The sequence below is a fragment of the Mycobacterium sp. IDUB_39 genome (assembly GCF_055419205.1).
The window spans coordinates 24,672-42,457 of sequence record NZ_JBVAXF010000007.1; the positions used below are offsets into that span (position 1 = coordinate 24,672).

The 17,786-nt window shown below is 66.6% G+C and carries 16 protein-coding genes; 8 read left to right on the forward strand and 8 right to left on the reverse strand.

Translation table 11 applies throughout. From position 1 onward, the window contains the following. Window positions 1–317 precede the first annotated feature (317 nt). The 3 genes from ACZY0X_RS24550 (at window position 318) to ACZY0X_RS24560 (ending at window position 3,467) form a co-directional block, all read left to right on the forward strand. Window positions 318–2,507, forward strand: coding sequence for a SulP family inorganic anion transporter (locus tag ACZY0X_RS24550; protein WP_463774560.1), 2,190 nt, complete (start codon window positions 318–320; stop codon window positions 2,505–2,507). 241 nt (window positions 2,508–2,748) lie between these two features. Next, the gene (locus ACZY0X_RS24555) at window positions 2,749–3,033 is read left to right on the forward strand and encodes a hypothetical protein (protein WP_463774156.1); all 285 of its coding nucleotides are present in this window, start codon (window positions 2,749–2,751) and stop codon (window positions 3,031–3,033) included. A 260-nt stretch (window positions 3,034–3,293) separates the two neighbouring features. After that, a complete protein-coding gene (locus tag ACZY0X_RS24560; RefSeq protein WP_463774157.1) occupies window positions 3,294–3,467 on the forward strand; it encodes a hypothetical protein in 174 nt (57 codons plus the stop codon). 96 nt (window positions 3,468–3,563) lie between these two features. Here ACZY0X_RS24560 and ACZY0X_RS24565 read toward each other — a convergent pair whose 3' ends face one another. Continuing rightward, window positions 3,564–4,484: an adenylate/guanylate cyclase domain-containing protein gene (locus ACZY0X_RS24565; protein WP_463774158.1), complete on the reverse strand. Its 921-nt coding sequence runs from the start codon at window positions 4,482–4,484 to the stop codon at window positions 3,564–3,566. Between the two features lie 337 nt (window positions 4,485–4,821). Then, window positions 4,822–5,070: a DUF3297 family protein gene (locus tag ACZY0X_RS24570; protein ID WP_463774159.1), complete on the reverse strand. Its 249-nt coding sequence runs from the start codon at window positions 5,068–5,070 to the stop codon at window positions 4,822–4,824. 288 nt (window positions 5,071–5,358) lie between these two features. Here ACZY0X_RS24570 and ACZY0X_RS24575 point away from each other — a divergent pair, with 288 nt between their 5' ends. Together ACZY0X_RS24575 and ACZY0X_RS24580 are read left to right on the forward strand one after the other, a co-directional pair. Beyond that, window positions 5,359–6,435, forward strand: a complete 1,077-nt coding sequence (locus ACZY0X_RS24575) for an oxygenase MpaB family protein (protein ID WP_463774161.1) — start codon at window positions 5,359–5,361, stop codon at window positions 6,433–6,435. Between the two features lie 3 nt (window positions 6,436–6,438). Next, window positions 6,439–7,713, forward strand: a complete 1,275-nt coding sequence (locus ACZY0X_RS24580) for an acyl-CoA dehydrogenase family protein (RefSeq protein WP_463774162.1) — start codon at window positions 6,439–6,441, stop codon at window positions 7,711–7,713. Here ACZY0X_RS24580 and ACZY0X_RS24585 read toward each other — a convergent pair. Genes ACZY0X_RS24585 through infC form a run of 4 tightly spaced genes read right to left on the reverse strand, consistent with a single transcriptional unit; the run spans window position 7,703 to window position 9,776 of the window. After that, complete coding sequence (locus ACZY0X_RS24585) at window positions 7,703–8,443, reverse strand: TrmH family RNA methyltransferase (protein ID WP_463774561.1); 741 nt, start codon at window positions 8,441–8,443, stop codon at window positions 7,703–7,705. The genes ACZY0X_RS24580 and ACZY0X_RS24585 overlap by 11 nt on opposite strands. A 38-nt stretch (window positions 8,444–8,481) precedes the next feature. Further along, the gene (gene rplT, locus ACZY0X_RS24590) at window positions 8,482–8,871 is read right to left on the reverse strand and encodes a 50S ribosomal protein L20 (RefSeq protein WP_241404988.1); all 390 of its coding nucleotides are present in this window, start codon (window positions 8,869–8,871) and stop codon (window positions 8,482–8,484) included. Between the two features lie 58 nt (window positions 8,872–8,929). After that, window positions 8,930–9,124, reverse strand: a complete 195-nt coding sequence (gene rpmI, locus ACZY0X_RS24595) for a 50S ribosomal protein L35 (RefSeq protein ID WP_241404987.1) — start codon at window positions 9,122–9,124, stop codon at window positions 8,930–8,932. 13 nt (window positions 9,125–9,137) lie between these two features. Next, entirely contained in the window at window positions 9,138–9,776 is a 639-nt protein-coding gene (gene infC / locus ACZY0X_RS24600) for a translation initiation factor IF-3 (RefSeq protein ID WP_463774563.1), read from the reverse strand. A 246-nt stretch (window positions 9,777–10,022) separates the two neighbouring features. Between infC and ACZY0X_RS24605 the strand changes: the two genes are divergently transcribed. From ACZY0X_RS24605 to ACZY0X_RS24615, 3 genes are all read left to right on the forward strand, one after another. Beyond that, window positions 10,023–10,385 carry a DUF1844 domain-containing protein gene (locus ACZY0X_RS24605; RefSeq protein ID WP_463774164.1) on the forward strand — a complete coding sequence of 121 codons (363 nt, stop codon included), beginning with the start codon at window positions 10,023–10,025 and terminating at the stop codon, window positions 10,383–10,385. Window positions 10,386–10,442: 57 nt separating this feature from the next. Beyond that, the gene (gene lysX / locus ACZY0X_RS24610; RefSeq protein WP_463774166.1) at window positions 10,443–13,760 is read left to right on the forward strand and encodes a bifunctional lysylphosphatidylglycerol synthetase/lysine--tRNA ligase LysX; all 3,318 of its coding nucleotides are present in this window, start codon (window positions 10,443–10,445) and stop codon (window positions 13,758–13,760) included. Window positions 13,761–13,826: 66 nt separating this feature from the next. Then, a complete protein-coding gene (locus tag ACZY0X_RS24615) occupies window positions 13,827–15,302 on the forward strand; it encodes an alpha/beta hydrolase (RefSeq protein ID WP_463774167.1) in 1,476 nt (491 codons plus the stop codon). Window positions 15,303–15,306: 4 nt separating this feature from the next. On the opposite strand, the gene ACZY0X_RS24620 is transcribed toward ACZY0X_RS24615, so the two are convergent. Further along, on the reverse strand, window positions 15,307–16,422 hold the full coding sequence (locus tag ACZY0X_RS24620) for a hypothetical protein (RefSeq protein ID WP_463774168.1): 1,116 nt from the start codon (window positions 16,420–16,422) through the stop codon (window positions 15,307–15,309). Further along, the gene (locus ACZY0X_RS24625) at window positions 16,419–17,744 is read right to left on the reverse strand and encodes a hypothetical protein (protein ID WP_463774170.1); all 1,326 of its coding nucleotides are present in this window, start codon (window positions 17,742–17,744) and stop codon (window positions 16,419–16,421) included. The genes ACZY0X_RS24620 and ACZY0X_RS24625 overlap by 4 nt, the downstream gene beginning before the upstream one ends. Between the last annotated feature and the right edge of the window lie 42 nt (window positions 17,745–17,786).

The window sequence follows — 17,786 nt, forward strand, 5'->3', positions numbered from 1 at the left end:
TTAGCGGCGTTCCGTGGCCCGTCCGTCGCCACCGATATCGACGAATGCTGTGACCACCGCAACACGAATCGCGACTTCATTTGCATCCTCTATGCGTTCCTCGATCTTCCTTGACCATGCCTCTGAACGATAAATACTCTCGCGCTTAGCAATTGGCGTCTGCAATGACATAAGCCGCTGCTCTGCAATCTATTTCAGATCGACAAACGGCACCCGTGGGTGTCGTGTGTCACACACGTCAGGAGTTCGACATTCTTCAGAAGGCACGAGTTGGCGACGCCAACGAGCCGGGACACTGGGATGCGCTTTCCCGGCGGATGGGTCCACTGCTGCGCTACGACCTGCCGGCATCCCTGGTGGTCTTCCTGGTCGCACTACCCCTGTCGCTTGGAATCGCCATCGCATCGGGTGCACCCGCGCTGGCGGGGCTGATCGCGGCAGTGGTGGGTGGCATCGTCGCGGGTGCGCTCGGCGGCTCACCGCTGCAGGTCAGTGGCCCTGCCGCAGGTCTCACGGTGGTGGTGGCGGGGCTCGTCGCGCAGTTCGGCTGGAAGGTCACGTGCGCCATCACGGTCGCCGCGGGCGTTCTGCAGGTGCTGTTCGGACTCTCGCGCGTGGCACGGGCCGCGCTGGCCATCTCACCGGTCGTCGTGCACGCCATGCTGGCCGGCATCGGGCTCACGATCGCACTGCAACAGGTGCACGTGATGCTCGGGGGTCAAGCGCAGAGTTCGGCGTGGCGCAACGTCACCGAATTACCGGACCAGGTTCTGAACGTGAGCGCTCCCGGGGCACTGATTGGCGTACTGGTCATCGCGATTCTGATCGGCTGGCGCTGGGTGCCCGGAACGCTCGGCAGGTTGCCCGGTCCGCTGGTCGCGATCGTGGTGGCGACGTTGTTGTCGCTGCTTCTTCCGTTCGACGTGGACCGCGTTCAGTTGGACGGATCACTGCTCGACGCCATAGCGCTGCCGAGCCTGCCGGACGGCAACTGGGGCGCATTCGCTGTCGGTGTGCTGACCGTCGCATTGATCGCGAGCGTGGAAAGCCTGCTCTCTGCGGTGTCGGTCGACCGCATGCACAGCGGGCCTCGTACCAATTTCGACCGGGAGCTGCTCGGTCAGGGCGCGGCGAACATCGCGTCGGGCACGCTCGGCGGTCTGCCGATCACTGGCGTCATCGTGCGCAGTTCAACGAATGTGAGCGCGGGCGCGAGGACCCGAGCCTCGGCCATCATGCACGGCGTCTGGGTCCTCATCTTCGCGCTGCCGTTCGCGTGGATGGCCGAGATGATCCCCATGCCGGCATTGGCGGGCCTGCTGATCATGATCGGCGTTCAGCTGATCAAACGCGCCCACATCGAGACCGCACGCAAGACCGGCGACATCGCTGTCTATGTGGTCACCATCGTGGGGGTGGTCTTCCTCAATCTGCTGGAGGGAGTCCTTCTCGGGTTGGCCCTGTCGATCGCGCTGACCGTTTGGCGTGTCGTACGGACTCGCATCAATGCCGAGTCCGACGACGAGAGCACCTGGCGCGTCATCATCGAGGGATCGTGCAGCTTCCTGTCGTTGCCGCGGCTGACCGGCGTGCTCGCCTCCGTGCCACCCGGCGCGAAGGCCACCGTCGAGCTGTCCGTCGACTTCCTCGACCACGCCGCCCACGAGGCAATCGAGGACTGGCGACGTCAGCACTGCGCCACCGGGGGCACCGTCGACATCCGCCAGCTCGGCTCGGTCGAGATGGGCAGTGCGCTGACCGGTCCGCCAGTGCGCGAGATCCAGGGATTGGACTCACGTTCCGGGGTCATGCCGTGGAGTGCGTGGCAGGATGCGCCATCGAAAGACCCACAGCCCAAGAGTGATTCACCAGCCTCGGTGCTGAAGGGACTATCCGTGTACCAGCGCAGGACTGCGCCGCATCTGCGACCGCACATGGAGAAACTCGCGCATGCGCAGCGTCCCGAGACGCTGTTCATCACCTGTGCGGATTCCCGCGTCCTGCCCAATGTCATCACGAGTAGCGGACCGGGAGACCTGTTCACGGTCCGCAACGTCGGGAACCTGGTGCCTGCCCACCAGAGTGACCCGTCGATCGAGGCCGCGATCGCTTTCGCCGTGGAGAAACTCCGTGTCTCCTCCATCGTGGTGTGCGGGCACTCCAGCTGCGGAGCGATGAACGCACTCCTCGCGGGCGGCGCACCGGACGGCCCCGGCGAACAGCATCTGCACGACTGGCTCGCCAATGGAGCACCTACAGTGTCCGCGTTCGACGACGGGCGTCATCCCCTCGCGAGGGACGCGGCGCGAGCCGGATTCAGCACCGTCGACCAACTCAGCATGGTCAACGTCGCAACCCAGGTCGAGGTGCTGTCCCGGCACCCCCAGGTCGCCGACGCCCACCGGCGGGGAGAACTCGAGGTCATCGGAGTCTTCTACGACATCCCCAGTGCGACACCGCTTCGCGTCACGGCGACGTCCATCGACAGCTTGGACCACGCGCGTTGATAGTCACCTGACCGCGTTCCCCGCCAGCCACCCACCCAGCGCGGTGCCGAGTCCTTCCACTCGGCGCCGCGCTGGGTGGCGTCGTGTACTCCAAAGATCTGATCTCGGATGTGAACCGAAATAATATGCACGCCATATGAACTCGTTGCACCAAGTGTTCACCGGAACTTAACCTTGAAGTGTCACTGAATAATTCATCAACACAAGAGACGAGATCATGATGAGGCTTCAACGAATCGCAATGTCGGCAACGGTCGGCGCCATCGGCGTCGCCGCGGCAATCACTCTGGGCGCCGGGACAGCCGCTGCGGCCCCGTCGGGCTCCTCGGCGACTGAGACCATTGCCCGCCTGCAGGCCGATGGCAACCGGGTGGTCGTGAACAAGGTGGGAGCCGGCTCGCTGGACCAGTGCTCCATAACCTCGGTGAGCCCCGTCACGACCAACCCGCTGCCGTCGGGCAATCCCCTGACTGGCATACCCAACACCCAGAGCGTGACGATCGTCCACGTCGGCCTGAAGTGCTGAGTGGCGCCTCGAGTTATATGGCTCCGGGCATCGCCGGCGGGGCCACGATTGGCGGTGGCGCTATGGGCGGGGGCACCACCGGCGGGGGCGGGACCACGGGCGGCGGCGCAGGAGGCAGGAACGAAGGAGCAGCGGGCGGCGGCGGTGCGTCCGGACCCTGACACACCGGGTCATCGGGCTGAATGGCACACGACGGATCCGTCGGACTTGCCGGCGGGACATAGGGGCCGCCCAGACACTGGGGATACCAGGGCGTCACCATGCAGGCCGGATCGTCCGGCCCAGTCGGAACGGCGGGGCCGGACGTTGCGTTCGCCGGAACATCCACACCGGTCGCAGCCGCGGCCACGAGCGCGGCGGTCACAGCCGTTCTCGCCATCGTGCTGCGGATTGTCATCGCCCAACTCATCCGTCGCTCCTCACCGCGGACCTGAACGAGCCGCACTGATGTTTGCTGCTATCGACGCAATTCAAGACATGTTCGCATGTCCAGCACACGTTCGGGCGGAAAACAGAATTTGCGCAGATGTCTATATGCCGGGCTGCGTCGCCACGTCGGCACCATCGTCTGGCGAGTCGCGACGCGACTTCACCCAGTACATGACGAGATCCTCGGGGACGCCGGCGATCTTTTGCGAGAACAGTTGCTTGCGAACACGTTTGACGGAGATGCCCAGCGAGTCCAACTCCTCCGCCGAGATCCGCTCCAACGTTGCACCGGACACCACGAGCCCGCCCCGGGTCGCCCGGTCCATGACGCGTGAGGCGATGTTGACGTCGACACCGAGCCAGTCCGAACCGATCCGTTGCGGCCGTCCGGTATGCACTCCTGCCCGTACGCGCGGCGTATGACCGCCCACGTCAACACCTTTGACAGCTTCCATGGCGGCGAGCACGGCTCCGACCGCCGTCGCGGGATCGGCGAACACGCTCATGGTGCCGTCGCCCATCCGCTTGACGATCTGCCCGCCTGCAGCCAGCAGAGGGGGCTCCATGACCTGGGCGACCCGACGCAACAGTCGCAGCGTGGCGTCATCGCCTGCGCCGAGCGCCCAGTCGGAGAACCCGACCAGATCGGTGAAGACCAGGGTCACCTCGCGGTTGGCTGGCTGGCCGGACACCCGCTCGGTCAGGGCCTGCCATACCTGCAGTGCCCCAAGGCTGACTTCGCGCGACGCCGCATCACGGTCCAGAAGCCGGTCGGCCGCCCGCGCGGCGGCGCGGGGGCCACCCACACCGGAGGCCGACAGCGGATCGCCGAAATCCGGATCGCCGGGAAGCGCGCGGCGCGCACGCCGGACGAAGGCGACCACGCCGGGACTGTGGTTGGTGGCCTTCAGCCACCCCAGCGGCCCCTTGGCGCCGTAACCGGAGTCGAGATGCCGAGCCCCTGGGTCCGAAGCTGCGTCATCCAGCCCACCGGATCGCTCCTCGAACGATTCGGCATCCACAGCGCCACCCTAGGTGCCCGCTCGAATGAGCGGCAACGACGATGTCAGAGGTCACACCCCTACAGCGACAAGTCGCTGGTCACCGATCTTGACGTGCCATGGACCACATCCCACCGTCAGGGTGTGACAGGGACTGCTGAACGGCGTGTTCTGCTGCGCGCCGCCCCGAGAACACACAATCGTCGAGCCCACTCGACTCCGTCTCACGGTCGTGTCCATTTTCAGGACTCTCGTCCGGACGTGAGTCTCGTCGGATCCCCACCCCCTCGAGCCACAGGCTGACCGCCGGGGCCGCCTGACAGCCGCGCCAGAAATTCAGGGACGTCCGCGATTTTGCTCAGCGGAAATAAGGTTCGACCGTGCCAGTGAGCTTGACGACCATGGGATTTCCGCGGCGATCCTTTGCGGTAGGGACTTCAACACGCACCCAACCTTCGGCCACGTTGTATTCGTGAACGTTGGTTTTCTCGATGCCATTGAAGCGAATTCCCACGTCGCGGCGGAGAGCTTCTTCGCTGTAGAAGGGGCTGCGCGGATCGATGGAGAGGTGATTCGGTGGAATGTCTGTGTTCTGATCCTCGGACATGATGGCTTTCGTTGACTGCTGCGTTAGGTGCTCGGATTGAGCCTCAAAGAATCTACGCGGCCCAGCAGTAGCGGGTTGCGTGTGCCATGACACAGCCATCAAATGGTTCGCCAAACCGCTCCATCGTCACCCCACGAAGCAGCGCTTCAAGTGGAGACGACGGTGAAGTCCCTTCGCCGGTCGCGGCAAGATAACAGTTGCGGTCCGACGCGCCCGCAATCGTGGACAACGTGCGTTGTCACGAATATCGTGGCGGAACAACCATGGCTGGCACTCAGCGAGGACACCATGACCAGGAACGCCCCGAGATCAACGAAGATCCACGCCGCCGAGCACGCCGGCGTCCCTCACAATGCGGTTGACGCCCAGGATCCCCTGGGCCCCGACTCCCTCACCTGGAAGTACTTCGGCGACCTGCGCACCGGAATGATGGGCGTGTGGATCGGAGCCATCCAGAACATGTATCCCGGGCTGGGCGCGGGCGTCGAGGACCACTCGATCCTGCTGCGCGAGCCGCTGCAGCGCGTCGCCCGCTCGGTGTACCCGATCATGGGCGTCGTGTACGACGGTGACCGAGCCGCCCAGACCGGTGCACAGATCCGGGGCTACCACGACACCATCAAGGGCGTCGACGCGACGGGGCGGCGCTATCACGCCCTGGACCCCGACACGTTCTACTGGGCACACGCCACGTTCTTCATGATGATCATCAAGTGCGCCGAGTACTTCTGCGGCGGACTCACCGAGGCCGAGAAGCGGCAACTCTTCGACGAGCACGTGCAGTGGTACCGCATGTACGGCATGAGCATGCGTCCGGTCCCGCAGACGTGGGAGGAGTTCTGCGAGTACTGGGAACGCACGTGCCGTGACGACCTCGAGATCAACCGGGCCACGCTCGACATCTTCACCATCCGGATTCCCAAGCCCCGCTTCGTTCTGATGCCGACGCCCGTCTGGGACCAGATGTTCAAACCCCTTGTGGCCAGCCAGCGCTGGATCGCCGCGGGGCTGTTCGACCCGGTCGTCCGCGAGAAGGCGGGAATGCGCTGGACACCGAGCGACGAGGTGGTGCTGAGACTGTTCGGCAAGCTCGTCGAGATCGCGTTCGTCGCCGTTCCCGAGGAGGTTCGATTGCACCCGCGGGCACTGGCGGCGTACCGGCGGGCCGAGGGCCGGCTGCCCCAGGACGCGCCGTTGGTCGAGGCGCCGGGCTTCACCGCCCCGCCGCGGGAGCGCCGCGACCTTCCCATGCACTATGTGCCGCGACCGCGGTCACTGTTCGAACGGGCGGGATCCCTGGTACACACCACGTTCTCCCTCAGCGGTCTGCGCCCCGCCCGCAACCGGCAACGAAAGGCAGCTTGATACATGCTCGAATGGTCCGACGTCGACATTGCCGTACGCGACGCCGTTCGCGACTTCGTCGACAAGGAGATTCGTCCGCACGTCGACGACCTCGAGAGCGGCGAGATGGCGCCGTACCCCATCATCCGAAAGCTGTTCTCCACGTTCGGTATCGACGTGATGGCCAAGGAATCGCTCGAGCGTCGACTAGCCAAGCTCCGCAGCGGCGAGACCTCCACCTCATCCTCCTCGGGCGGGATGTTCGGCGGGGGTGGCGATCAGGCCGGAATGGGTTTCGTTCTGGTCAGCGAACTGTGCCGGGTCAGCATGGGAGTCGTCACCGGTATCGGCGTGAGCCTTGGCCTGACCGTGCCCACCATCGCCTCACGCGGCACCCTGGCCCAGCAGGAACGCTGGCTGCCGGGACTGGTGACCTACGAGAAGATCGGCGCCTGGGCGATCACCGAGCCCGATGCCGGTTCGGATGCGTTCGGCGGCATGAAGTCCTATGTGGTGCGCGACGGTGACGACTACATCCTCAACGGGCAGAAGACGTTCATCACCAACGGCCCCGACGCCGACGTGGTGGTGGTCTACGCCAAGCTCGACGAGGGCGACGCCGGCGGGCAGGAGCGAAGCGACCGGGGAATTGAACCTGCGGACAAGCGGAACCGCAAGGTGCTCACCTTTGTCCTGGACCGCGGCATGGAGGGGTTCGAGCAGTCGAAGCCGTTCCGCAAGATGGGGATTCACAGCTCACGCACCGGTGAGCTGTTCTTCCACAATGTGCGACTCGGTCGCGACCGGCTGCTCGGCGAGACCGAGGACAACAAGTCAGGTGACGGCCGCGACAGCGCGAAGTCGAACTTCTCGTCGGAGCGAATCGGCGTGGCGGCCATGGCGCTCGGGGTCATCGAGGAGTGCCTGCGTCTGTCGGTCGCCTACGCCAAGGAGCGCACCCTCTGGGGCAAGGAGATCGGCCAGTTCCAGCTGATCCAGCTCAAGCTGGCGACCATGGAGGTCGCCCGGATGAACGTGCGCAACATGCTGTTCCGCGTCATCGAGGCAGCGCAGAAGGGCGTATCGATATCGCTGCCGGAGGCCTCGGCGATGAAGTGGTACTGCTCCCAGGCGGCCACCGACGTGGCGATGGAGGCGATCCAGCTCTTCGGCGGCAACGGCTACATGACTGAGTACCGGGTGGAGCAACTGGCCAGGGACGCCAAATCGCTCATGATCTACGCCGGCAGCAACGAGGTGCAGATAACCCACGTGGCGCGGGGGCTGCTCAGCGACTAGCGCGGGAACTCTCGTACAGGCAGATCGCCGCTGCGGCAGCCACATTCAGGCTTTCCGCTCCCCCGCGCATGGGGATGTGCACGCGCGCGTCGGCCATCGCGGCGACCTCGGGTGCGAGACCATGGGCCTCCGAGCCGAACAGCCACGCCGTCGGTCGCGCCAGATCAGCGTCCTCCAGTGAGGTCTCGCCGTCCAGTGTGGTCGCGAGCACCTGCAGGCCCACACCGCGCAATGCGGCGATGACGCCCGCGGTGTCCGGGTCCGACAGCACCGGAAGCGCGAAAATGCTTCCCGCAGAGGACCGTAGGCACTTCCCGTTGTACGGGTCGACGCCGTTTCCGGCGAGCACCAACGCGTCGGCGCCCATGGCGTCGGCCAGCCTGATCAGGGTGCCCGCGTTACCCGGCTCGGAGGTCTCGACGGCGACGGCAACCAGTTGTGGCCCGTCAGCCAGGACGTCGGCCAGCTGGGGCTGGGGCATCGTGCACACCGCCACCAGGCCCACGGGTGTGACGGTGTCGGACAACGCCTTTGCGGCACGGTCGGTGACGCGGTGCACCGGTGCGTCGGCCAGGAGCGCGCCGAACCGGTCAAGCGCATCGTCGGTGGCGAACACCTCCACGACGAAACCGCGCCGCAGCGCTTCCTCAACGAGGTTGGGCCCCTCGGCCAGGAAGCGTGCGGCGCGGCGACGTGCTACGTGTCGGTGCAGTTTGACCGCCGCCGCCACCCGGGCGGAACGTTCGGTCAATGCCCCTTCGGTGTTGCTCAGGCGGCCTCACCGGTCGGTGCGTTGACATCCTCGGGCAGGGCGGCCTTGGCCGCCTCGACCAGCGCGGTGAACGCAGCCGGATCGCTGATGGCGATCTCGGAGAGGTTCTTGCGGTCAACCTCGATGCCGGCGGCCTTGAGGCCCTGGATCAGCCGGTTGTAGGTGATGTCGTTGGCGCGGGCCGCGGCATTGATGCGCGAGATCCAGAGCTTGCGGAACTCACCCTTGCGAGCACGACGGTCGCGGTAGGCGTAGTTCAGGGAGTGGAGCTGCTGCTCCTTGGCCTTGCGGTACAGCCGCGAGCGCTGGCCGCGGTAGCCCTTGGAGGCCTTGAGGATGGTACGCCGCTTCTTCTGGGCGTTGAGTGCGCGCTTCACGCGTGCCATTGGAGGTTCCTATCTCGATCGGGTCAGGTCAGGGCCGTGTTCGGCCGCACAGGCAAAGTCAGCCGTTCAGCATCTTCTTGACGCGGGCGGTGTCGTTGGCAGCGACGGTCGTACGGCCGTCGAGACGACGGGTGCGCTTGCTCGCCTTGTGCTCGAGCAGGTGGCGCTTGCCGGCCTTCTGGCGCACGATCTTGCCGCTACCGGTGACGCGGAATCGCTTCGATGCGCCGCTGTGGGTCTTGGCCTTGGGCATGTTGTCCTCAGTTCTATGGTGTTTCGGTCGGTGGTGCTTCGGCAGGCGGCGCGCTTTCGGGCGGCGCGCTTTCGGGCTGCGCGCTTGCCCGCTGCGGCGTCGGTGCGTCTGCATCGTGCGCGGCCTTGGCGCGAGTCTTCGCGCCGCGGTGCGGCGCCAGCACCATCGTCATGTTGCGGCCGTCCTGCTTCGCTGACGTCTCGACGAAGCCGTAATCGGCCACATCGGCGCCCAAGCGCTGCAGAAGGCGGTAGCCCAACTCGGGTCGCGACTGCTCGCGTCCGCGGAACATGATGGTGACCTTGACCTTGGACCCCGCCTCGAGGAAGCGGACTACGTGACCCTTCTTGGTCTCGTAGTCGTGGGGGTCGATCTTCGGTCGCAGCTTCTGTTCCTTGACGACGGTCTGCTGCTGGTTCTTGCGAGACTCGCGTGCCTTTTGAGCCGTCTCGTACTTGAACTTGCCGTAGTCCATGATCTTGCAAACCGGTGGTTTGGCGTCTGGAGCTACTTCGACGAGATCGAGATCGGCGTCAGCGGCAACGCGGAGTGCATCTTCGATGCGCACGATCCCTACCTGTTCACCGCCCGGTCCGATCAGGCGAACTTCAGGTACGCGAATGCGCTCGTTGATGCGTGTCTCAGTGCTGATGGGGCCTCCTATGTCGTCTTAGAGGAGGCCCGCAACGTCAGCACCCCCAAAAATGGGGAAAGCCCTGCTAGATGCAGGGCCCAATGCCGACCGATCACGGCCGAAGCCGTCTGCGCGCTACGCAGAACGGGCATCTTTCGATACCCGTGACCGGACCGCTGAACCTGTACGGTCAACGGTGGGAGTGGGACTCCACTTGCTGTCCTGGCGTACGCCGGGACGGTCGCGCATGCCAGCATATCAGGCATGAGCGATGCACCCGAACCGTCCGATCCGGCAGCCGACCTGCCAACTCGCGAGCTGGCAGAGATTCCCGCCGTCGAGGTGATCACCCGGGCAGCAGTCATGTTGATGAGCGCAGCCGCGGAGAAGCTCGGTTTGTCGGCGGAGGATCCCGACGAGAGCCCGCATCGCGATCTCGACGAGGCCAGACGCCTCATCACAGCGCTGGCCGGCCTGGTGCAGGCCTCGGTCGAGTACCTGGGCCTGCATGCCGGCCCCGTCCGTGATGGGCTGAAATCGCTGCAGCTCGCGTTCCGTGAGGCAAGCGCCGTGCCCGACGAGCCGGGCCACGGTCCGGGCGAGAAGTTCACTGGTCCCGTCTGGTAGGCGCGCCACCTCCTCACTCGCACCATTTCACGGTCTGACCGAATATCCTCGCGGCCTATGACCCTGACCGCGGTACGACACGATAGGCGTTCGACGTACTGGTGGGTCCCCGCCGCAGCGGGCTGGACCGTGGGCGTCATCGCCACGCTGTCTCTGATCGCCAGCGTGTCCCCGTTGATCCGGTGGATCATCAGGATTCCGCGCGAGTTCGTCAACGACTACCTGTTCAACTTCCCGGACACCAGCTTCGCGTGGGCGGTGGTGCTGGCGCTGCTGGCGGCGGCACTGGCAGCCCGCAAACGGATCGGCTGGTGGATCCTCGTTCTCTACATGGTGTCGGCCATCGGCGTGAACATCGCCGACCTGATCGCCGGCGACGAGCCGGTCATGGACGAGATCGGCGAGGTCATCGGCCTGGCATTCCACGTCGCGGCGATCGCGTTCCTCGTTCTGGCGCGCCGTGAGTTCTGGGCGAAGGTCCGTCGCGGCGCACTGATCAAGGCCGCCGCAACATTGCTGGCGGGTATGGGGTTGGGAATTCTGGTCGGCTGGGGCTTGCTGGAGCTCTTCCCCGGCACACTCGAGCGCGACTACCGGCTGCTCTATGCCGCCAACCGCGTCGTCGCCTTCGCCGGTGTCGATGCGGGCGCGTTTGACGGGCAGCACCCCCACGTCTTCGTCAATGCGCTGCTCGGCCTGTTCGGGGCGGTCGCACTCGTCATCGCGGCGATCGTTCTGTTCCGGTCCCAGCGTGCAGAGAACGCGCTCACCGGCGAGGACGAATCCGCGATCCGCGGTCTGCTGGCGCTGTACGGCAAGAACGACTCGCTGGGCTACTTCGCCACGCGCCGCGACAAGTCGGTGGTGTTCGCGCCGAACGGGCGCGCGGCGATCACCTACCGCGTGGAGGTGGGCGTCTGCCTGGCCAGCGGTGACCCGGTCGGCGACCCCAAGGCATGGCCGGGAGCCATCTCCGCCTGGCTGAAGCTGTGCCAGTCCTACGGCTGGGCGCCGGGTGTTATGGGCGCGAGTGCGGCTGCCGCGCAAGCGTTCCGCGACGCGGGACTCAATGCGCTCGAACTCGGCGACGAGGCGATCCTGCACCCCGACGGTTTCAAGCTGTCCGGCCCCGATATGAAGCCCGTTCGGCAGGCGGTCACGCGGGCCCGGCGGGCCGGCCTCACCGTGCGGATGCGCCGGCACCGCGATCTCACGGCACAGGAGATGAGCGATGTCATCGAGCGGGCCGACGCGTGGCGCGACACCGAGACCGAGCGCGGATTCTCCATGGCGCTGGGCCGGTTGGGCGATCCAGCCGACGGCGACTGCCTGCTCGCCGAGGCCATTCAGGGCGAAGGCGATCAGGCCACCGTCGTCGCAATGCTGTCGCTGGTCCCGTGGGGCACCAACGGCGTCTCACTCGACCTGATGCGGCGATCACCCCAGTCCCCCAACGGCACCAACGAGTTGATGGTCAGCGAGCTGTGCCTGCAGGCCGAGGAGATCGGCATCAGCCGGATCTCGCTCAACTTCGCGATGTTCCGGTCGGCCTTCGAGGAGGGCGCGCAGCTCGGCGCGGGTCCGGTGGCACGACTGTGGCGTGCCCTGCTGGTGTTCTTCTCCCGCTGGTGGCAGCTGGAGACGCTGTACCGGTCGAACATGAAGTACCAACCCGAGTGGGTTCCCCGGTTCGCCTGCTACGAGGACGCCCGCCTCATCCCGCGCGTCGGAGTCGCCTCCGTCATCGCCGAGGGATTCCTGGTGCTGCCGTTCAGTCGGCGCGATAAGCAGCACACCGGCCACCACTCCTCGGTGCCCGAGAACCTGGCCAAGACGGGCCTGCTCCACGACGATGGCAGCACCCCCGACCTCGGCACCATCACGATCGACGGCGACGACGGCAGCGACGGCGCCCCGCGGCTGCCCGAACAGGTCCGCGTGCGGATGTCCAAGCTGAAGTCATTGCAGGACAATGGTATTGATGCCTATCCAGTGGGCCGGCCACCGAGCCACACGATCGCCGAGGCCGTCGACACCGATGACGCGAGCGTCAGCGTCGCGGGCCGCGTACTGCGGTTACGGGACTACGGCGGGGTGTTGTTCGCCCAGCTGCGGGATTGGTCGGGCGAGGTTCAGCTCCTGTTCGACAGCTCGCGGATGACCGAGGGCAGCACCGCGGACGTGACCAACGCGATCGACCTCGGCGACCTGATTGAGGTCACGGGCACGATGGGCGCCAGCCGATCCGGCGCCCGGTCACTGCTGGTGGACCACTGGCGCCTGAACGGTAAGTGCCTACGCCCGCTTCCCGACAAGTGGAAGGGGCTCACCGATCCCGAGGCCAAGGTCCGGACCCGCTATGTCGACCTGGCCATCAACACCGAGTCACGTGATCTGATCACCGCCCGTAGCCGGATTCTGCACTCGATCCGGGAGACGTTGGTCGGCAAGGGTTTCCTGGAGGTTGAGACGCCGATCCTGCAGCAGATCCACGGCGGCGCGAACGCGCGACCCTTCATGACGCACATCAACGCCTACGACCTCGACCTGTATCTGCGAATCGCACCTGAGCTCTACCTCAAACGGCTCTGCGTCGGCGGTGTGGAGCGGGTCTTCGAACTCGGCCGCGCATTCCGCAACGAGGGCGTTGACTTCAGCCACAACCCCGAGTTCACGCTGCTGGAGGCCTACCAGGCGCATGCCGACTACAACGTGTGGGTCGACGGCTGCCGCGAGCTGATCCAGAACGCTGCCGAGGCCGCCAACGGCAGCCAGGTGGTGATGCGTCCCGGGAACACCGACGGCACGCTGCAGGCCGTCGACATCTCTGGTCCGTGGCCGGTCAAGACCGTGCACGGCGCGGTGTCCGAGGCCCTCGGCGAGGAGATCGACCCGGGTACCGACCTGAGCAGGCTGCGGACGCTGTGCGACGGCGCCGGCGTGCCGTACCTGACGCACTGGGACGCCGGGGCCGTCGTGCTCGAGTTGTACGAGCGCCTAGTGGAGGGGCAGACCGAGCGCCCGACGTTCTACAAGGACTTCCCGACGTCGGTGTCACCACTGACGCGACCGCACCGCAGCCTTCCCGGCGTGGCCGAACGCTGGGACCTGGTGGCGTGGGGTGTCGAACTCGGCACCGCCTACAGCGAGCTGACCGACCCGGTGGAACAACGCAGGCGCCTGCAGGAGCAGTCGCTGCTCGCCGCGGGCGGTGATCCTGAGGCCATGGAACTCGACGAGGACTTCCTTCAGGCGATGGAGTACGCGATGCCGCCGACCGGCGGACTCGGTGTCGGCGTGGACCGCGTGGTCATGCTGATCACCGGGCGCAGCATCCGCGAGACGCTGCCGTTCCCGCTCGCCAAGCCACGCTGACCCTGCCCCAGCCCACCGGCTGCCAATTCACAGCCTGTTTACAGGATCGGCAACAACGATGAATCTGTGACGACCTCAACGACGATCGCCGCGACCCTTCTGGCAGACCCGGCAGGATCGTTTCGCCTGCAACATCTTTCGCTGATGCACGGCTGGTTGCCGCTGGCGGTGCAGGTGGTCACGGTGGTCGTGTTGGTCGCGGCGGTCGGCTGGCGCAGCCGAAGATGGCGGCTGGCGTGGCTGCCGACGGCGATCGGCGCCGGCCTGGCCCTGACCGCTGTCACGTACGGATACGTGTCATCAGAGGGACTCGCGGGTGATCCGGCGCCCAAGTTGCTGTGGATCTGGACCACCGTCAGCGGGGCGGCACTGATCGTGCTGGTCGCCGGGTGGCGCGACGCCCGTTGGTGGCGACGTGGCGTCTCCGTCCTGGCCGTCCCGTTGTCGGTGGTGTGCACCGCGTTGGCGCTGAACTTGTGGGTGGGCTACTTCCCCACCGTGCAGACCGCATGGAACCAGCTCACAGCGGGACCACTACCGGACCAAACGGACCAGGCGACCGTGGTGGCGATGCAGCACGCACGCAAGATCCCGGCCCGCGGCTCGGTGGTCCCCGTCAACATCAGTTCGACGGCATCGGGGTTCAAGCACCGCGGTGAACTCGTGTACCTGCCGCCCGTATGGTTCGCCTCGGATCCGCCGGCCGCGCTACCGACGCTCATGATGATCGGCGGCGAGTTCAACACGCCCGCGGACTGGTTGCGCGCGGGCAATGCGATCAAGACGATGGACGACTTCGCGGCAAGACACGCGGGCAATGCCCCGGTGTTGGTGTTCGTCGACTCCGGCGGCGCGTTCAACAACGACACCGAATGCGTCAACGGCAGCCGCGGAAACGCCGCCGACCACCTGACGAAGGACGTCGTGCCGTTCATGGAGGACACCTACGGCGTCAGTGCCGACCGCGCCAACTGGGGCATCGTGGGCTGGTCGATGGGCGGGACATGTGCCGTTGATCTGGCGGTGATGCACCCCGAGATGTTCAGTGCGTTCGAGGACATCGCGGGCGATCTCAGCCCGAACTCCGGCACCAAAGCCCAGACCATCGAGCGCCTGTTCGGTGGTAGCGCGGCCAATTACGCGGCCTTCGACCCCACGACGGTCATGACGCGCCACGGCCGATACGCCAACACCGCAGGGCTCTTCTCTGTCAACGACGCCTCCGCCGCATCCGCGACACCCGCCGTGGTCAACGTCAACAATGCCAACGGCCTCGGCGGACGTGACGCGGCGTCGCGCACCAACGATCAGGCCACCGCCGCGGACTCGCTGTGCGGCCTTGGCGGCAGCAACGGCATCGACTGCGCCGTCGTCTCACAACCGGGCAAGCACGACTGGCCTTTCGCCGCCAAGGCGTTCGCGGATGCGCTGCCGTGGCTGGCCGGCCAGATCGGCACTCCCGGCGTGCCCAGGCAGTCTCTTCCGCTACCCGTCGGACCTCCGATTCATGGCGCACCCACGATTGCGGCCGCGGCCAAATGAGAGATCAGTAGTCGGATTCGGCGGCCAGGATCTCGGCGAGGAAGGCGTCGGATGCCGGCCGCTGCAACCGGGACCTGGCGTACTCGCGGATTCGATGGCGCGCCTGTGCCGCCTCCGGCGAGTCACCGAGATCCGCCCCGATCGTCACGCTCGTGGGCGCCCAGTCATGGTTCCAGGCACGGCCCTCGGTGAGTGACACCTCAGCGGCGTCGACGATCTCGAGGCGCGCCGCGCCGTCGGCATCCAGTACGCCCGCGGCACTCAGCTCACCAGACCGCAGGTGTACGCCGATGTCGGTGGCAGGTGTGGCACCGATCGTCGCGACCCGCACCGTCGCCACCGCGGTCGAGCCAACGGCCTCGACGCGCCAGTCGACGGTGTCGTCAGCTGCGTCGAAAACGCCGGGAGGCACCGACACCCAGTTCAACGACTGGACGCCGCTGGCCACCGCCAGCGGTGTGGACTGCGCCGGCCCGGTGCCTGCGGCCAGCGCATAGTCGGCCCGCTCCGATGTCGCGGTATCGGGCACGACCAGCAGATCCCCCGCGTCCCACGCCCCGACCTCATCGGCGAGTTCGACGGCCGCATCGACTATCGCGACCACCCGCGGGTCACCACCACGGCGATGGTGCAGCAGCGCCGCCCGGTGCCGCCGCAGCAGCCCGGTGACGTCACCGTCCATGGCGTCACCGTCGAGGAACTCCTGCGCCTGCGCGGTCAGCACGGCCAGTTCGGCGTCGAGGATGGCCGGGTCGAGACCCACGATGCCGTCACGCAGCGTCACCGGCCACCATCTGCGAGCCCAGTGCCCGAGCGCGATGCGCCGCAGCGGCAGGATCGCCTCGGCCGCCACCTCGATGCCGGGCAGGTCAATCGGGGAACCCGGATCGCGGCCGTCGAGGGCGTCCAGCAGCCTCGCGTGCCCGGTTGTCCCGACCAGCCGCCAAAGCCATTCGGCGGCAGTCGCATCCGTGAACGTGATGCGGGTCGCGGCGGCACCGGCGGGGTCATCGACCGTCCAGGCCAGCACCGCGCCGGCCAGCTCGAGCACCGCGACCTCAGGGGCGTCGGCTACCGTGGGCCCGGTGCTCCACAGACCGCCGTCGGCGACGATTCTCACAGCGCCACCTCGAGTTCGAGCATTGTCTTGATCCGCTGACGGTGATCGAGGCTTACCGATCGGGCGACGCCTTCGAGCAGCGCCCGCACATCGTCGACATCGTCGCAGGGTTCCTGCCAGACGTCGCGCCCGTGCAGCCTGGCCCACAGCCTGCTCAGGTAGGGCCTGCCGAATGCGCGCAGGTCATCCACCACCTGACGCTGCCTGGGGTGCAGGGGATCACCGTCGGCGAGGTAGCGCCGGGCGTGCAGCACGTAGGCCTCCTTGCGGAGCCTGGCCGCAATCGTGTGTCCCAGTTCGTATCTGGTTGATACCTGCTCACTCAGTGGTGTCAGGTCTCCCGCCAATTCCATGCCCGCGACCAGCGTTGCCTGCTTGTCCTCGGACAGCAGGCCCCACGGCGCACAGGCCCGGTCGACCTCCTCTGCGCACAGTGCCGGAATGTCGGGAAGCTCGTCGTGGTCGAGCCCACGGCGCAACGTGGCGCGCAACCGGTCCACCACGCTGCGATCCAGCGGACGGGCACCCTCGGCGCCGCTGCACACCTCCGGGGCCACCTGCGGTTCTGTCGAACTGAGCCCGAGTTCGACAATCGACCACGGCAATCCGCCGGAGGCGATACGCGCCCGCGCGCCGAGGTTGAAGGGTGTGGCGTCGGCGATCAGCGCCGACCACACACGTTGGCGCGCGACCCGGGCGGCATGCCGGTCGGCGGGGCCCAAAACGGTGGTCAGGCCGGCCAGGAAGGGGCCGGCAATGGTGTCCGACGGGCGCACGTCCTGCCAGCTACGGTCGAGTTGGCGCGTGAGGGCATCGATCACGTCCCGGTCCTCGACGTACCGGTTGAGCACCTCGACGGCGGTGCGGTCCCGGTCGTCGTGAATCCGGCGCAGTACCGCCTCTGCGGCCTGTGCCGCCTCGTCATCGTGCTGGGGCGGAACACCCTCGGTGACAGCGAGTTCGAAACACACCGGGAAGTACAGTTCCTGCGCATTGCCGGTGGTGATCCGCAGCCGCCGCCGATGCGCCTTCAAGAGAGCGAACCAGGCTGCTGTGCAACGGAGTTGGGGTGCGTGATCGATGATCACCTCGACCATCGCGGCGGCCTCGTCGGCGGTGAGCACCGGGACCGAGAACTGCGGGTTCGATCGCAACCGAAGGACCAGGGGGTCCAGGATGCGCTTGACGGTCCGGCGCAACGGTCCCCCGTCGATACCGCTGAGCACCTCGACGCCCGGCCCGATCGCGTGCCAGGCCTGGTCGATCACGGCGCGCCGTGGCATGGCGACCGCGAGCGGCCTCGCCAGATGCCCCGTACTCATCCGACCAGGATAGAGGCACCGCGAGAAGTTGGGTTCGGTAGC

What these genes read in the sequence shown, in the direction of transcription:
- ACZY0X_RS24570 (WP_463774159.1), bottom strand. Translation starts at nt 5,070, where the DNA reads ATGTCCGAGGATCAGAACACAGACATTCCACCGAATCACCTCTCCATC.
- ACZY0X_RS24575 (WP_463774161.1), top strand. Translation starts at nt 5,359, where the DNA reads ATGACCAGGAACGCCCCGAGATCAACGAAGATCCACGCCGCCGAGCAC.
- ACZY0X_RS24625 (WP_463774170.1), bottom strand. Translation starts at nt 17,744, where the DNA reads ATGAGTACGGGGCATCTGGCGAGGCCGCTCGCGGTCGCCATGCCACGG.
- ACZY0X_RS24560 (WP_463774157.1), top strand. Translation starts at nt 3,294, where the DNA reads ATGCAGGCCGGATCGTCCGGCCCAGTCGGAACGGCGGGGCCGGACGTT.
- lysX (WP_463774166.1), top strand. Translation starts at nt 10,443, where the DNA reads ATGACCCTGACCGCGGTACGACACGATAGGCGTTCGACGTACTGGTGG.
- rplT (WP_241404988.1), bottom strand. Translation starts at nt 8,871, where the DNA reads ATGGCACGCGTGAAGCGCGCACTCAACGCCCAGAAGAAGCGGCGTACC.
- ACZY0X_RS24550 (WP_463774560.1), top strand. Translation starts at nt 318, where the DNA reads ATGGGTCCACTGCTGCGCTACGACCTGCCGGCATCCCTGGTGGTCTTC.
- rpmI (WP_241404987.1), bottom strand. Translation starts at nt 9,124, where the DNA reads ATGCCCAAGGCCAAGACCCACAGCGGCGCATCGAAGCGATTCCGCGTC.
- ACZY0X_RS24605 (WP_463774164.1), top strand. Translation starts at nt 10,023, where the DNA reads ATGAGCGATGCACCCGAACCGTCCGATCCGGCAGCCGACCTGCCAACT.
- ACZY0X_RS24555 (WP_463774156.1), top strand. Translation starts at nt 2,749, where the DNA reads ATGTCGGCAACGGTCGGCGCCATCGGCGTCGCCGCGGCAATCACTCTG.
- ACZY0X_RS24580 (WP_463774162.1), top strand. Translation starts at nt 6,439, where the DNA reads ATGCTCGAATGGTCCGACGTCGACATTGCCGTACGCGACGCCGTTCGC.